We start from the raw sequence: 15,025 nt of genomic DNA, 5'->3' as shown, positions 1-15,025 counted from the left end.
GACCCGTGACCGACACCATCCTCGTCCTGACCGAAGATACCCTCGCCGCCGTGGACGTGGAGCACATCCTGTCCCTCCACCCCGACGAGACCCTCGCCTACCGGGTCCTCGTGCCCGCCGACACCGAGCGCAACGTCGTCTCCGCGATCATCGACCACCTCAGCGTGGGAGAGCTCAAGGAGGCCTGGGACGACATGCTCGGCAAGGAGCCCTCGCGCTCGCAGGCGACCGCCACGGCGCAGGAGCGCGTCGACGCGAGCGTCGCCGAGCTCCGCGCCGCGGGGCGCGAGGCCGAGGGCGCCGTGACCGAGGACGACCCGCTGCCCGCGCTGCGCAACGCGGTCGCCGCGGGCGACGTCCGCGAGATCGCGATCGTCACGTACCCGCACGCGATCGAGGACACGTTCCACCAGGACTGGGCCTCCCGGGCGCGCGAGGAGCTGCACGTGCCCGTGCTGCACCTGTACTCGGGCACGAGCGAGCTGGGCTGACCCGACGGCGGGACCGAAGCCTGCCCGCACAGCACGAGCGAGGGCCGTCACCGGGAGGTGACGGCCCTCGCTCGTGGGCACCCGGACGGCGCCGAGCCGTGGCTCGCGCCGTCCGGGCGGGCGGTGCTAGTACCCCGTGCCGGTCGGCGCCGGGTAGTGCTTCTTGTACTTGCGGTAGAAGTTCTGGGTCATCGCCTCGACGACCAGCCGCCTCTTGAGGCCCGCGTCTCCCGGGTACTTGAGCGGGTTGACCGCGTCACCCCGGTCCTTGACCATCTGCAGCCGCCGACGGAGCGAGGGGTCCAGGACGTACTTGAGCAGGAGCCGGAACGGCACCACCGAGTACAGGACCTCGCGGGTGGCCTTCACGGGCTCGATCGAGTTCCCCAGCACCCGGTCCTCGACCAGGACCCGGGCGATGTTCGCCCCGGCGGCCGTCACGTAGTAGTTGTTCCGGCCGATGCGTGGGTTCATCTCGAAGTACACGTGGCGCCCCGTGCGGGGGTCCAGCTTGTAGTCGAAGTTCGCGAAGCCCGTGTACCCGACGTTGTCGAGGAACCGGCTCGCGGCCTGCATGGCGTCCTCGTACGGCTCGGTGAGGATCGCCGCCGGGATGCCCAGGGTGCCCGGGGTGTGCTCCTCGAGCAGGACCCGACCCGTCGCGAGCAGGGTGATGGTGCCCCGGGAGTCGCGGTAGGCGGTCAGCGAACGCATCTGCGTCTCGTCGCCGGGGATGAACTCCTGGACGAGGAACGTCCCGGGGTACCCCGCGGTCACCAGGTGGCCGAGGAGCTCGTCGAGCTCGGCCCGCGAGTCCACGTGGTGGATCTTGCGCTTCCCGGGGAACGACACGTAGTGGTAGTCCGCGCTCGACGACGGCTTGGCGACGACCGGGAACTCGAGGTCGACGCGCAGCGACGGGATCGCGGCGAGGCCGCCGTCCGCGACGAGCTTGGGCACGCTGACCGCGACCGTGCGTGGCGTCGGGATGCCGAGCCGGTCGCAGACCTCCGCGAAGCCCTCCTTGCTCGAGACCTGCTCGAGCACGTCGAGCGTGCAGTACGACATGACGTACTTGTCCTCGAGCCGTGCCGCGTTCTCGACGATCGACCGGACGAACCAGTCGGCGTTCGTGAGGAGCACCAGGGTCTTGCCCGGGTGCTCGGCCGCGACGCGCTCGAGCGCCGCGACGAGGACCTCGGGGTCGTCGATGCCGGGGGTCACGACGTTCGTCACGAACGACGAGTCCGCCATGGCGCGCGTGGCGACGCTCGAGATCACGACGGCGTCGGTCCCGTACTGCTCGTGGAACGCGCGGACCATCGCGTAGACCCCGATGTCACCGCCCACGCCGACCGGCAGGAGATCAGGCAGAGCCGTCCCCGTCACGCTTCGGTCTCGCTGCGGTCGCGGGTCCACTCGGTGTGGAACACGCCCGGCTTGTCGACGCGCTGGTAGGTGTGCGCCCCGAAGAAGTCGCGCTGCGCCTGGATGAGCGACGCGGGCAGACGCTCGGCCCGGACGCCGTCGTAGTACGCGAGCGACGACGAGAACGCTGGGGTCGGGACCCCGTTGAGCGCAGCCTGCGACACGATCCGGCGCCACGACGCGACGCCCTCGCCGACGACCTTCGTGAAGTACGGGTCGGCGAGGAGCAGCGGGAGGTTCTCGTCGCGCTCGTACGCCTCGGTGATGCGGTTGAGGAAGCGCGCACGGATGATGCAGCCGCCGCGCCAGATGCGGGCCATGGCCCCGCGGTCGATGTCCCAGCCGAACTCCTCGGACGCCGCGGCGATCTGGTCGAAGCCCTGCGAGTACGCGACGACCTTCGAGGAGTAGAGCGCGCGGCGCACGTCCTCGATGAACGCGTCGCGGTCCGTGATCTCCCACGAGCCGGCCTCGGCGGGCAGCACGCCCACGGCCGCGGCGCGCTGCGGCACCGAGCCGGACAGGGCGCGGGCGAACGTGGCCTCGGCGATGCCCGTGATCGGGACGCCCAGGTCGAGGGCGTTCTGCACGGTCCAGCGGCCCGTGCCCTTCTGCTCGGCGCGGTCGAGCACGATGTCGACGAACGCCTTGCCGGTCTCGGCGTCGACGTGCTGGAGCACGTCGGCCGTGATCTCGATGAGGAACGACTCGAGGTCGCCCTTGTTCCACTCGGCGAAGATCTCGCCGATCTCCTGGGCCGAGGCGCCCAGGCCCTGCTTGAGGAGGTCGTACGCCTCGGCGATGAGCTGCATGTCGGCGTACTCGATGCCGTTGTGGACCATCTTGACGAAGTGGCCCGCGCCGTCGGGACCGACGTACGTGCAGCAGGGCACGCCGTCGACCTTGGCCGAGATGTCCTCGAGGATGGGGCCGAGGGTCTCGTACGACTCCGGGGCGCCGCCGGGCATGATGCTGGGGCCGTTGAGCGCGCCCTCCTCGCCGCCGGAGACTCCCGTGCCCACGAAGTGGATGCCCTTCTCCTTGAGCTCGGCCTCGCGGCGACGCGTGTCGGGGAAGTGGGCGTTGCCTGCGTCGATGATGATGTCGCCCTGCTCGAGCAGGGGGACGAGCTCGGCGATCACGGCGTCGGTCGGGCCGCCGGCCTTGACCATGACGACGACCTTGCGGGGGCGCTCGATCGAGGCGACGAAGTCCGCCATCGACTCGGAGGGGATGAAGTCTCCGTCGCTGCCGTGGTCCGCGATGAGCGACTCGGTCTTGGCGTAGGAGCGGTTGTGCACCGCGGTCGTGTAGCCGTGACGGGCGAAGTTGCGGGCGAGGTTGCGGCCCATGACCGCGAGTCCGGTGACGCCGATCTGTGCGCGGGCTGACATCTGCTGTGCTCCTCGGGGTAGGTGCTGGTACCGGCGAGCAGGAGTCCCGGGCGCCGGCGAGACGTGCCGGCGACCTGCGCCGGCGGACACTCCTCACAGCCTAGTCCGGCGATCACGATTCGATCTCCTCCGCGCGCCTACCCTCCAGGATGCGGACGTCTGCTCGTACTGTGCGACCTGTGATCAAGTCCGGAGAACCGCAGCCCCCGCCGGACTTCCTGCGCGCCCTCGAGTCGATCGGCACCCGGCGGGTGCGTCCCGAGGTCTCGCTCCGCGAGGTCACGGCCCCCAGCCGCATCGCCCCGTACGCGCTCGCCCTCACGGGCGAGGTCGCCGAGGGGACGGCGTCGGGCGAGGCGCACGCGAACGGGCGGTTCATCGTCCTGCACGACCCCGCGGGCCAGGAGTCGTGGCACGGGACCTTCCGCGTCGTGACGCTCGTGCGCGCCACGCTGGACCCCGAGCTGGCCACCGACCCGTTGCTGGGCGAGGTCGCCTGGTCCTGGCTCCAGGAGGCCCTCGAGCACGCGGGCGTCGACGCCCTGGCGGAGGGCGGCACCGTGACGCGCGTCATGTCGGAGAGCTTCGGTGCTCTCGCCGGGCAGGCGAACGGTGTCGATCTCGAGATCCGGGCGTCCTGGACCCCCACCTCGACCGACCTCGGTCCCCACCTCGACGCCTGGTCGACGCTGCTGTGCACGGCCGCCGGTCTGCCCCCTCTCCCGGACGGCGTGACACCGTTGCGCTCGCGACGCAATACCGTGGGTCCATGAGCTCGGCCCACACACCCTCGTTCTCGCACGCGACCGGTGGTCGCGACCGCGATCCCGCGACGTCCACCCCGACGTCCGCGCCACCCGACCCGTCGGCTGCGGACTCCCCCGCGGACGCCACGGCAGCCCCCGCCGTGACCCCGCTCACCGAGCCCTCCGACGGCGTCGGTCCCGTGGTCGACACCCCGGAGGCCTTCGCGGAGGTCGTCGCCGCGTTCGGCGCGGCCTCCGGCCCCGTGGCCGCCGACGCCGAGCGCGCCTCGGGCTACCGCTACGGCCAGCGCACCTATCTGGTGCAGGTCCGACGCGAGGGCGCCGGGACCGCCCTGATCGACCCCATCGCGGTCCCCGACCTCTCGCCGCTGCGCGAGGCCGTGGGCGACGCCGAGTGGATCCTGCACGCGGCGTCCCAGGACCTGCCCGGTTTCGCCGAGCAGAACCTCTACCCCGCCCGCATCTTCGACACCGAGCTCGCGGCCCGGCTGCTCGGGATGGAGAGGGTCGGTCTGGCCGCGGTCATCGCGGAGGTGCTGGGGCTCGGGCTCGCCAAGGAGCACTCGGCGGCCGACTGGTCCACGCGCCCGCTCCCCCAGGACTGGCTGCGCTACGCCGCGCTCGACGTCGAGGTCCTGATCCCGCTGCGCAAGATCCTCGGCGAGCGGCTCGAGGAGCAGGGCAAGGCCGAGTGGGCCGCCCAGGAGTTCGAGGCCGTGCGCACCGCTCCCCCGCCGCCGCCGCGCGAGGAGCCCTGGCGCCGCACGTCGGGCGTGCACTCGCTGCGCAACCCGCGCAGCCTCGCGGTGGTGCGCAGCCTGTGGGAGGCGCGCGACGAGAACGCCCGTCGTCGGGACATCGCCCCGGGGCGCGTCCTGCCCGACCGGGCGATCGTCGCCGCCGCCCAGGCGATGCCTCGCTCGGTGCCGGAGCTCGTGAGGCTGCCCGCGTTCTCGGGCCGCAACACCGCGCGCCGGGCCGCAGCCTGGCAGCACGCGATCGACCAGGCCCTTGCCCTTCCGCAGGACGCCCTGCCGAGCGTGCGGGGGCCCCGCAGCGACGCCCCGCCTCCCCCGCGGGCGTGGGCCGACCGCGACCCCGAGGCCGCGCGACGCCTCGACGCGGCCCGCGTCGTGGTCCAGCGGCTGTCCGACGAGGTCGGCGTGCCGCTCGAGAACCTCCTGCAGCCCGACGCGCTGCGTCGCGTGTGCTGGACGCCGCCCACGCCTTCGGACACCGAGCACGTCGCGCAGTTCCTGCGCGGACGGGGGGCTCGTGAGTGGCAGGTCGGGCTCGTGGCCGCCCCCCTGGCCGCAGCCCTGGCGGACCCCGGCTCGGTCCCCCGGCCCACGGCGTCGGGCGGTACCGAAGCCGGCGACGCGGCAGGCTCGTCCCCCGGCGTCGCCGACTGACCCTGGGTGCCGGGCGACGGTCGGGCGGCAGGCCGCGCGCCGTCCGGGCGACGGGGTCTGGCGAAGGCCCCGGCGTCGTCCGGGCCTTGCCCTCGCCGGTAAGGTCAGGGGCATGTTGTCCGAGTCCTCCTCCCTGACCGTCACGACGATCACCGACCGCGCCGCCTGGGACGAGCAGGTGCTCGCGATGGGTGGGCACCCGCTCCAGCTGTGGGGGTGGGGCGAGGTCAAGGGGGCCGGGGCCTGGACGCCCCGTCGCCTGCAGGTCGTGGGGCCGGACGGCACGGTCCTGGGTCTCGCCCAGGTCCTGGTGCGCTCGCTGCCCGCGCAGTTCAAGGCGTTGAGCTACGTGCCCCGCGGACCGGTCGTGATGCCCGACGGCGTCGGCTACCCCGCGACCCGATCGGCCGTGACGGAGGCCGTCGTGCAGTGGTGCCGTGAGAACGTGGGCGGCGTGGGCATCACGCTCGAGCCCGACTGGGACGCCGGGACCTCGCTCGAGCTCGACGGCGCGGCGCCCGCGGTCAACCCCGTGCTGTACCCGACGACGCTGATCCTGGACCTGCGCAAGACCCCCGACGAGCTCATGGCCGACATGGCCAAGAAGACCCGCCAGTACATCCGCAAGTCGGAGCGCGAGGACCTCGAGTTCCGCGCGGTCACCACGCGTGCCGAGCTCTCGGCCTGCCTGCGCCTGTACCGCCAGACGGCCGAGCGGGCCGGGTTCGGCCTGCACGAGAACTCGTACTACGAGCGGGTCTTCGACGAGCTCGGCGAGCACTCCCCCGTCTTCGCGGCCTTCGCGCGCTCGGCCGAGGGCGGCCCGCACGACCGGCCCGTGTCGTTCGTGTGGTTCGCGGCCTCGGCCCGGACGTCGTTCGAGCTGTACGGCGGCATGGACGAGGAGGGGCAGCGGCTGCGCGCGAACTACGGCCTCAAGTGGTACGCGATCAACGCGATGCGCGAGCGCGGGGTGCTGCGCTACGACGTGAACGGGCTCCTCAACGACGGGATCTCGACCTTCAAGCGTGGCTTCGCGAGCCACGAGAACGAGCTGGTCGGCAGCATCGACGTGCCGTTCTCGATGTGGTACACGGCGTGGAACAAGGGCTTGCCGACCGCGAAGAAGGTCGTGCGGAAGCTGCGCGGCGGCAGCTGAGACGACGTGGCGACCGCGTCGCCACGTCGCCCTGCGCGAGACTGCGTATCGCCGTCCACGCGCCCAGCGCGACCCCGACGGACCCGTCGAACCCCTGCGGTTCGGCGGGTCCGCTCGTCGTTGTCGATACTCGGTCTCACACTTTCGTGCATTTTCCTGGTACCGCGGGTAGCCTGTACCCCACCCCGTGAGCGGTGACGCTCAGGACACCGCCGTCCAGATCAGGAGATGCCATGACTGTGGCCAGCAAGGGTTCGGGCTCGCGCCGGACCGTCCGCGACGTCGTCTTCGTCGAGGGGGTGCGCACACCGTTCGGCAAGGCCCGCCCCGACGGCATCTACGCGAACACCCGTGCCGACGACCTGGCCGTGAAGGCCGTGCGCGAGCTGCTGCGCCGCCGCCCCGAGCTTCCCGCCGAGCGCATCGACGAGGTCGCGCTGGCCGCGACGACCCAGACGGGCGACCAGGGCCTGACCCTCGGCCGCAGCGTGGCCGTGCTGGCGGGCCTGCCGAAGTCCGTCCCCGGGTTCGCGATCGACCGGATGTGCGCGGGGGCCATGACCGCGGTCACCACGACCGCGTCGGCCATCGCGATCGGCGCCCAGGACGTGACCCTCGCGGGTGGCCTCGAGCACATGGGCCACCACCCCATGGGCGAGGGCGCGGACCCCAACCCGCGATTCGTCGCGGAGAGGCTCGTCGACTCGACGGCCCTGGTCATGGGTGCGACCGCCGAGAACCTGCACGACCGCTTCCCGCACCTGACCAAGGAGCGTGCGGACGCGTACGGCGTCGCGAGCCAGGCCAAGTACGCCAAGGCGCTCGCCAACGGCGACGTGACCCCTGACCTGGTCCCGGTCGCGCTGCGCGACCCGCAGCAGGGCTGGGGCCTGGCCACGGCCGACGAGCTGCCCCGCCCGGGCACCACGCTCGAGGACATCGCGCACCTCAAGACCCCGTTCCGCCCGGGCGGCAAGGTCACCGCGGGCAACGCGTCCCCGCTGACCGACGGCGCCGCGGTCTCGCTCCTCGCGGCGGGCGACGTCGTGGCCGAGCTCGGCCTGCCGGCCCGCATGCGTCTCGTGTCGTTCGCCTACGTGGGCGTCGACCCCGAGGTCATGGGCATCGGTCCCATCCCCTCGACCGAGAAGGCCCTGGCCCAGGCCGGCCTGAGCATCGAGGACATCGGCCTGTTCGAGATCAACGAGGCCTTCGCGGTCCAGGTCCTGGCGTTCCTCGACCACTTCGGCATGCCCGACGACGACGCTCGCGTCAACCAGTACGGCGGCGCGATCGCGGTGGGCCACCCCCTCGCGGCGTCGGGCGTGCGCCTCATGACCCAGCTCGCGCGCCAGTTCGAGCAGCACCCCGAGGTCCGCTACGGCCTGACCACGATGTGCGTGGGCCTGGGCATGGGCGGCACCGTGATCTGGGAGAACCCGCACCACGCCGACTACTCCGGCCACACGACCGACGCCGACGAGACGACCGGGGAGAACTGACCCATGACCACCCAGACCACCACCCCCCGCGCCGAGCGCGTGACCCACTCCCTCGTCCGCGACGTCGAGCTGCCGGGCGGGGCGGGCACGCTCGCGCTCCTGACCCTCGACAACGGCCTGGACCACACCAAGCCCACGACGCTCGGCCCCGAGGGGATCGCCGAGCTCACGGCCGCGCTGACCGCGCTCCAGGCCCGTGCGGCGCGCGGCGAGATCGCGGCCGTCGCGATCACGGGCAAGCCGTACTTCCTCGCCGCGGGCGCCGACCTCACGCAGGTCGCGGGCGTCCGCACGCGCGACGAGGCCCTCGAGCTGGGCCGGGGCGGCCACGCGGCCTACCGCCTGCTCGGCGAGATGGGCGTCCCGACGTTCGCGTACGTCAACGGCCTGGCCCTGGGCGGCGGCCTCGAGGTCGCGCTCAACTGCGACTACCGCACGGTCGCGGCCGACGCCCCGGCGCTCGCGCTCCCCGAGGTCGGCCTGGGCCTGGTCCCGGGCTGGGGCGGCGCCTACCTCGTGCCGCGCCTCGTGGGCATCGAGAAGGCCATGGACGTGATCCTCACGCGCCCCAGCGCCAACAAGCCGTTCAAGGCCAAGGAGGCCTTCGAGATCGGCCTGGCGGACGCGCTGTTCGAGGCCCCCGACTTCCTCGAGTCCTCGATCCGCTGGACCGCCGACGTCGTGCGCGGCACGACGGTCGTCGAGCGCCGCGAGCTCGACCCGGCCCCGGTGTGGGACGCGGTCGTGGCGGGTGCGCGCAAGCAGCTCGACGCGGTCGTGCACGGGTCCCGGCCCGCGCCCTACCGGGCGCTCGACCTCCTGGCCGCGGCCCGCACCGCGACCAAGGACGAGGCCTTCGCGGCCGAGGACGAGGCCCTGGCGGACCTCATCATGTCCGACGAGATGCGTGCGAGCGTCTACGCGTTCCAGCTCGTCTCGCACGGCAAGCGTCCCGCGGGCGCACCGGACCCGAAGCTCGCCCGCCCGGTCACCTCGGTCGGGATCGTGGGCGCGGGCCTCATGGCGGCCCAGCTCGCGCTGCTGTTCGCGCAGCGCCTGGGCGTGCCCGTGACGATGCGCGACCTCGACGCCGAGCGCGTGGAGCACGGGCTCGCCTACGTCCGCACGACGGTCGAGAAGCTCGTCACGACGGGCCGCATGAGCAAGGACACGGGCGCCAAGGTCCTGTCCTCGGTCCACGGCACCACGGACATCACCGAGTTCTCGCGCTGCGACTTCGTGATCGAGGCCGTGACCGAGGTCCTGGGCCTCAAGAAGAAGGTCTTCGCGGAGCTCGAGGGCATCATCGGGCCCGACACGATCCTCGCGACCAACACCTCGGCCCTGTCCGTCACGGAGATGGCCGCGGACCTGGCGCACCCCGAGCGGGTCGTGGGGCTGCACTTCTTCAACCCCGTCGCGCAGATGCCGCTCGTCGAGGTCGTCCGGGCCGAGAAGACCTCGGACGAGGCTCTCGCCACGGCGTTCGCGGTCTCCAAGGCGCTGCGCAAGACCGCTGTGGGTGTCGCCGACCGTCCGGGCTTCGTGGTCAACCGCCTGCTCGTGCTGCTCCTGGGCAAGATCGTGGAGGCCGTCGAGAACGGCACCTCGGTCGAGGCCGCCGACCGTGCGCTGCGGCCGCTGGGCCTGCCCATGGGACCGTTCGCGCTGTTCGACCTCGTGGGACCCGCGGTGGGCCTGCACGTCCTGACCTCGCTGCGCGAGGACCTGGGCGACCGCTTCCCGTCCTCCCCCGGGCTCGAGAAGCTCGTGGCCGAGGGCACCAAGGTCGTCCTGCCGGCCCCGGCGCGCGGCATCCCCGCGAGCGTCGACCCGGCGATCCAGGCGTACTTCGGCACGGGCGAGGCCGGCGGTCCGGGCGCGCTCGACGAGGCGGGGGTCCTGGACGAGGTGCTCACCGCTCTCACGACGGAGATCGGCCACATGCTCGACGAGGGCGTCGTCCAGGGCCCCGAGCAGATCGACCTCTGCATGATCCTGGGCGCGGGCTGGCCGTTCCACGACGGCGGCATCACGCCGTACCTGGACAGGACGGGCTACTCGGAGAAGGTCCTGGGCCGCCGCCTCCTGCCCGACGGCGTCGCGAACGTCCCGGCGCACTAGCCCTCCGCGGTGCCGAACCCGGGGTTGGTCAGGTAACTCGCGTCAGTTGCCCGACCAACCCCGGGTTCGGCATGTCCGGGAACTCGGGATAGCGTCGCGGTGCCTCTCGATCCGTGGCACTGCGACCGCCGATCGTCACCGAGAGTCCGTGCTCGCCCGCCCACGTCCCCAGGAGCTCCGCCCGATGACCGCGCCCGACGCTCCCCGCCCCACGCCCGAGCAGGCCCGCGAGGTCGTCACGCGGGCCGACGAGGTCGCCGCGCTGCTCTCGGGACTCGCCGGGGCGCCGGCCCGGTTCCGCGAGCACGTGCGCACCGCGTTCGGGTCGAGCCAGCAGGACAAGGTCCTGGGCGAGCTCTCGGCGATCGGGGTCGAACGCCTGCGCGAGGTCAGCGGCGAGCGGCTGCGCGTGGGCCGCCTGGTCGACGGCGGCGTCACGACGGTGGGCGACGTGCTCCGCGCGGGACCCGCCGGGCTCGAACGACTGCCCGGGATCGGGCCGCAGACCGCGACGCACTGCCTCGCTGCCGCAGCACAGATCGCCCAGGCCGTCCAGGAGACCCTGCGGTTCCGGATCGACGACGCCCCGGGCGACCCGTTCACGACAGGCCTCGTCCAGGCCCTCGCGGGGCTCGAGGCCGCGCGCACGGCCGCCACGGTCCACCGGCAGGTGGTCGTCACGTTCCTCGAGGGACACTCGGAGCACCGGGTGGCGGCCCAGGAGGCGACCCGCGCGGTCCGGTCCTTCTTCTCGCTGCCCGCGCGACGCCGTCGGGCAGCGGCCGCCGTGCGCGACCTTGCGCGGCTCACCCGGGACGCCGAGCAGTCCGGGGCGGTCGCGGCCGCCGGCCGCGTCGGGGCCCTCGACACCGCGCCCGTCGACGCCTTCGAGGCGTGGACGGACTTCCGGGCACGCTCGGCGACGTACTACGCGCTGCTCGACGACGTCGTCGACATCGGGCGCGACCTCGAGGCCACCGAGGGCCACCTGCCGCCCGAGCTCCTGGCCCGTGTGAACGAGCAGCCGCTCGACCAGTCCCTCCTGACCGCCTCCCTGCGCGGATACCAGGTGTTCGGGGCGCGCTACGCCCTCGCCCAGCGACGCACGATCCTCGGCGACGAGATGGGCCTCGGCAAGACCGTGCAGGCCATCGCCGCGATGGCGCACCTCGCCGCGGGCGGCGCGACGCACTTCCTCGTGGTGTGCCCCGCGAGCGTCATGACGAGCTGGGTGCGCGAGGTCGGGCGGCACAGCACGCTGCGCTCGCTCGACGTCCACGGCCCCGAGCGCGCCGAGGAGGCCGCGCAGTGGGCGCGCGAGGGCGGTGTGGCCGTGACGACGTTCGAGCAGGTCGGGCTCCTGCCGCTCGACCTGCCCGCGCCCGCGATGCTCGTGGTCGACGAGGCGCACTACGTCAAGAACCCCGAGGCCAGGAGGTCGCAGGCCGTGGCCGCCTGGGCGGGACGCACCGAGCACGTGCTGTTCCTGACCGGCACCGTCATGGAGAACCGCGTCGAGGAGTTCCGACGCCTCGTGGCCTACCTCCAACCCGACGTCGCCGAGCAGGTCAGCGCCGCGCACGGCGCCGCGGGCGCCGAGAGGTTCCGCCTCGCCGTGGCACCCGTGTACCTCCGGCGCAACCAGGAGGACGTGCTCGAGGAGCTGCCCGAGCTCGTCCAGGTCGAGGAGTGGGAGACGTTCGGTCCGGCCGACGGCGCCGCCTACCGTGCCGCCGTGCGCGAGGGCAGCTTCATGGCCATGCGCAGGGCCGCGTACACCGTCGAGCACCCCGAGGACTCGGCCAAGGTGCGCCGCCTCGTCGAGCTCGTCGAGGAGGCCACGGGGAACGGCCGCAAGGTCGTCGTGTTCACGTACTTCCGCGACGTCGTCGACCTCGTGGTTCGCGCGCTGGGCGACCTCGCCGCCGGGCCGCTCACCGGATCGGTGAGCGCCGCGAACCGTCAGACGATCCTCGACGACTTCACGGCCTCGCCCGTGCCCCGGGCGCTCGTGAGCCAGATCGACGTGGGCGGGGTCGGGGTCAACCTCCAGGCTGCTTCGGTCGTGATCCTGTGCGAGCCGCAGGTCAAGCCCACGACCGAGGCGCAGGCCGTCGCCCGCGCCCACCGCATGGGCCAGGTCCGCACCGTGCAGGTCCACCGGCTCCTGGTCGCCGACACGGTCGACGAGCGCATGGTCGAGATCCTCGGGACCAAGGCCCGGCTGTTCGACGCCTACGCGCGGCGCAGCGTCCTGGCCGACGCGCTGCCCGGTGCGGTCGACGTGTCGGAGGCCCGGCTCGCCCGGACGATCGTCGCGGCCGAGCAGGCGCGCTGGCTGGGCGGGGCCCCGGGCGTGGCGGGTGGGGCCGGGACGCAGGACGCCGTCGTGCAGGACGCGCCGGCCGACGACGCACCGTGGGGCGCGGAGAGCGCCCTGCCCTAGGGCTCTGCGCCCGCGTCCGGCGAGGCCGGCTCCGCGGCCGGCGCGAGCGTCGCGGCCAGCACCCGCCAGCCCTCGTCCGCGCGCACCCACAGGCGCGTGTAGATCAACCGCGCGGAGACCGCGGCGCCGCCCTGGACCGCCTCCACGGTGGCGACCAGCCTGGTCACCCCGCTCACGACGTCCTCGCGGACGTCGAGCGACTCCTCCTCCAGGCGGGTGATCCGCAGCGCACCCGAGCGGTATCCCTCCAGGTCGTCGTCCTTGGAGAACACCGACCCGTCGGGGCCGACGCCCACGCACCGAGGATGCAGCAGCGTGTCCAGCGCGTCGACGTCGCCCGCACGCTGGGCGGCCTGGAGCGCGTGCTCAGCAGCGAGAAGGCTCATCGCCCGAGTGTATGCACCAGGGCGCGACACGGGGCGGGCGCGCCCTAGTCGTCCCACCCCATCTTCAGCACCTCGAACGCCGTGGCGTGCTGGGTGCCCATGCGCGCGCCGCCCCCACGGGACATGGTCGCGAGGAACTCGGCCGGGTCGAAGTGCTCCCACCCGAGGCCCGCGATGTACGCGGCGTGCGCCTCGAGCGAGGCCACGCCCGCGTCGAACGTGGCGGTCACGTCGACGCCGTGCTCGGCGTCGGGAGACCCGGCGACCCAGACCTGCCGGACGCCGCCCCAGGGCTCCAGGCCGGCCTCGACCTGGTCGTGGAAGACCCACCGGTTCCCGGCGTCACGGACGGCGTCGACGACGGCGCGGCCCGTGGCGATGTGATCGGCCTGGTTGAGCATCCCGCCAGGGAACGTCTCGCGGTAGTTGCCCGTGATGACGACCTCCGGGCGGTGGCGCCGGATCGCCGCGGCGATCGCGGCCCGCAACGGCAGGCCGTACTCGAGGACGCCGTCGGGCAGACCCAGGAACTCGACCTCGTCGACCCCGACGATCGCGGCCGACGCGACCTGCTCGGCCTCGCGCACCGTGCGCGCCTCGACCGGGGCCATGCCGTCGATCCCGGCCTCGCCGCTCGTGACCATGGCGTACACGACGGTCTTGCCCTGCCCGGTCCAGCGCGCGACCGCGGCCGCGGCACCGAACTCCATGTCGTCGGGATGGGCGACGACCGCGAGCGCCCGGCTCCAGTCCTCGGCCAGCGGGGTCAGGGGGGTCTGGGGAGTCTGGGGAGCGTCCATCTCCCCACGGTAGGCCAGACCGTCCTCGGAGGACCGCCGAGCCGGTGGCTCGTACGACGGACGGGACCCGTCGCCCGACCGGCGTCAGGTCGACCGGAGGGAGGGCGCGATAACGTGGCGGGCATGACGCCGAACCGTTCCGGAGCGCATCGCACCACCGCACCTCTCCACGACGGCAGCACGATCGACGTCGACGTCACCGGGACAGGACCCACGGTCCTGCTCCCCGTGAACCCGGTCCCGGCCACGGGCGCCCCGGCCGACGAGCTGCGGAGGTGGGGTGTCGACCCCGCGCTCGGCCGGACGCTGGTCGACGCCCTCTCCCCCGCGTTCCGCGTGGTCGCGGCCGACTACGAGGGGCACCGCATGGCCCACCCCGCCCCGGCCACCCTGACCCCGGACAACGTCGCGGCCGACCTGCTCGCGATCGCCGACGCCGCCGGGGCCGAGACCTTCGCGTACTACGGCTACTCGTGGCTCGCGCTGAGCGGTCTCCAGCTCGCGCTGCGCACGCCGCGACTGAGCGCCCTCGTGATGGGCGGCTTCCCGCCGCTCGACGGCCCGTACGCGGGCATGCTCGCGGTCACGCGCGCGACGCATGCCAAGGCCGCCGCGTCCGCTGAAGCGGCCCCTGCCACCGGCCCGACGGCGCAGCGCGAGTCGAGCGACGTCGTCGAGCAGGAGGCGCGGGAGACGGACGCCGCCCCCGAGGGCATCGGCGAGGCGAGCGTCGAGGACTTCGACTGGGAGAGCTTCGACATGACGCTCGGCGAGGAGCAGACACGCCAGTTCGTGACGCTCTACGAAGCCCTCGACTCGTTCGACGACCGACGCGTCCTGGACCGCGTGACGTGCCCGCGCCTCGCGTTCGCGGGGACCGCCGACGAGATCGACTACAGCGGGTCGTGGGGCGGGGTGCACGTGAGCATCGGCGGTGCGCTCACCGCGCACGCGGACGAGCTGCGTGCCGCGGGCTGGGACGTACGGTTGCTCGACGGCCTGGACCACACCCGGGCCATGCAGCCCGACGCGGTGCTGCCGGTGCTGGGGCCGTGGCTCACCGCGAACCTGATCCGGAGATGAGCCGTGGGGGGGGGGGGGGGGGGGGGGGGGGGG

General features: G+C 73.2%; 12 protein-coding genes. 8 read left to right on the top strand and 4 right to left on the bottom strand.

What is annotated here, in order from left to right; translation table 11 throughout:
• Window positions 1–5: 5 nt before the first annotated feature.
• Window positions 6–491 (top strand): hypothetical protein, encoded by a 486-nt coding sequence (locus H9623_RS10145; RefSeq protein ID WP_193719928.1) that lies wholly within the window; start codon window positions 6–8, stop codon window positions 489–491.
• Window positions 492–617: 126 nt separating this feature from the next.
• Here H9623_RS10145 and H9623_RS10140 read toward each other — a convergent pair whose 3' ends face one another.
• Window positions 618–1,880, bottom strand: a complete 1,263-nt coding sequence (locus tag H9623_RS10140) for a carboxylate--amine ligase (RefSeq protein WP_321575381.1) — start codon at window positions 1,878–1,880, stop codon at window positions 618–620.
• Window positions 1,877–3,313: an NADP-dependent phosphogluconate dehydrogenase gene (gndA, locus tag H9623_RS10135; protein ID WP_193719927.1), complete on the bottom strand. Its 1,437-nt coding sequence runs from the start codon at window positions 3,311–3,313 to the stop codon at window positions 1,877–1,879. The genes H9623_RS10140 and gndA overlap by 4 nt, the downstream gene beginning before the upstream one ends.
• Window positions 3,314–3,492: 179 nt before the next feature.
• Here gndA and H9623_RS10130 point away from each other — a divergent pair, with 179 nt between their 5' ends.
• The 6 genes from H9623_RS10130 to H9623_RS10105 all read left to right on the top strand — a co-directional run bounded on the left by H9623_RS10130 (window position 3,493) and on the right by H9623_RS10105 (window position 12,723).
• Entirely contained in the window at window positions 3,493–4,086 is a 594-nt protein-coding gene (locus tag H9623_RS10130; protein ID WP_321575380.1) for a DUF3000 domain-containing protein, read from the top strand.
• Window positions 4,083–5,492, top strand: a complete 1,410-nt coding sequence (locus H9623_RS10125) for a ribonuclease D (protein WP_193719925.1) — start codon at window positions 4,083–4,085, stop codon at window positions 5,490–5,492. The genes H9623_RS10130 and H9623_RS10125 overlap by 4 nt, the downstream gene beginning before the upstream one ends.
• A gap of 112 nt (window positions 5,493–5,604) precedes the next feature.
• Window positions 5,605–6,651, top strand: a complete 1,047-nt coding sequence (locus H9623_RS10120) for a lipid II:glycine glycyltransferase FemX (protein WP_193719924.1) — start codon at window positions 5,605–5,607, stop codon at window positions 6,649–6,651.
• 233 nt (window positions 6,652–6,884) lie between these two features.
• Window positions 6,885–8,153, top strand: a complete 1,269-nt coding sequence (locus tag H9623_RS10115; RefSeq protein ID WP_193719923.1) for a thiolase family protein — start codon at window positions 6,885–6,887, stop codon at window positions 8,151–8,153.
• A 3-nt stretch (window positions 8,154–8,156) separates the two neighbouring features.
• On the top strand, window positions 8,157–10,277 hold the full coding sequence (locus H9623_RS10110; protein ID WP_193719922.1) for a 3-hydroxyacyl-CoA dehydrogenase NAD-binding domain-containing protein: 2,121 nt from the start codon (window positions 8,157–8,159) through the stop codon (window positions 10,275–10,277).
• Window positions 10,278–10,461: 184 nt separating this feature from the next.
• Complete coding sequence (locus H9623_RS10105; protein ID WP_193719921.1) at window positions 10,462–12,723, top strand: DEAD/DEAH box helicase; 2,262 nt, start codon at window positions 10,462–10,464, stop codon at window positions 12,721–12,723.
• On the opposite strand, the gene H9623_RS10100 is transcribed toward H9623_RS10105, so the two are convergent.
• Both H9623_RS10100 and H9623_RS10095 read right to left on the bottom strand, forming a co-directional pair.
• Window positions 12,720–13,109 carry a nuclear transport factor 2 family protein gene (locus H9623_RS10100; RefSeq protein WP_193719920.1) on the bottom strand — a complete coding sequence of 130 codons (390 nt, stop codon included), beginning with the start codon at window positions 13,107–13,109 and terminating at the stop codon, window positions 12,720–12,722. The genes H9623_RS10105 and H9623_RS10100 overlap by 4 nt on opposite strands.
• A 44-nt stretch (window positions 13,110–13,153) precedes the next feature.
• On the bottom strand, window positions 13,154–13,909 hold the full coding sequence (locus H9623_RS10095) for a PIG-L deacetylase family protein (RefSeq protein ID WP_193719919.1): 756 nt from the start codon (window positions 13,907–13,909) through the stop codon (window positions 13,154–13,156).
• A 123-nt stretch (window positions 13,910–14,032) separates the two neighbouring features.
• On the opposite strand from H9623_RS10095, the gene H9623_RS10090 reads away from it, so the two are divergent.
• Window positions 14,033–14,992 (top strand): alpha/beta fold hydrolase, encoded by a 960-nt coding sequence (locus tag H9623_RS10090; protein ID WP_193719918.1) that lies wholly within the window; start codon window positions 14,033–14,035, stop codon window positions 14,990–14,992.
• Window positions 14,993–15,025 lie beyond the last annotated feature (33 nt).

The organism is Oerskovia douganii, assembly GCF_015142735.1.
GTDB classification, from domain to species: domain Bacteria; phylum Actinomycetota; class Actinomycetes; order Actinomycetales; family Cellulomonadaceae; genus Oerskovia; species Oerskovia douganii.
This window is presented reverse-complemented; position numbering and strand designations above follow the sequence as displayed.

Bases quoted from the DNA above. Each gene is read 5' to 3' on its own strand.
- H9623_RS10110 (WP_193719922.1), top strand. From the start codon at position 8,157: ATGACCACCCAGACCACCACCCCCCGCGCCGAGCGCGTGACCCACTCC.
- H9623_RS10095 (WP_193719919.1), bottom strand. From the start codon at position 13,909: ATGGACGCTCCCCAGACTCCCCAGACCCCCCTGACCCCGCTGGCCGAG.
- H9623_RS10105 (WP_193719921.1), top strand. From the start codon at position 10,462: ATGACCGCGCCCGACGCTCCCCGCCCCACGCCCGAGCAGGCCCGCGAG.
- H9623_RS10115 (WP_193719923.1), top strand. From the start codon at position 6,885: ATGACTGTGGCCAGCAAGGGTTCGGGCTCGCGCCGGACCGTCCGCGAC.
- H9623_RS10090 (WP_193719918.1), top strand. From the start codon at position 14,033: ATGACGCCGAACCGTTCCGGAGCGCATCGCACCACCGCACCTCTCCAC.
- H9623_RS10120 (WP_193719924.1), top strand. From the start codon at position 5,605: ATGTTGTCCGAGTCCTCCTCCCTGACCGTCACGACGATCACCGACCGC.
- H9623_RS10125 (WP_193719925.1), top strand. From the start codon at position 4,083: ATGAGCTCGGCCCACACACCCTCGTTCTCGCACGCGACCGGTGGTCGC.
- gndA (WP_193719927.1), bottom strand. From the start codon at position 3,313: ATGTCAGCCCGCGCACAGATCGGCGTCACCGGACTCGCGGTCATGGGC.
- H9623_RS10100 (WP_193719920.1), bottom strand. From the start codon at position 13,109: ATGAGCCTTCTCGCTGCTGAGCACGCGCTCCAGGCCGCCCAGCGTGCG.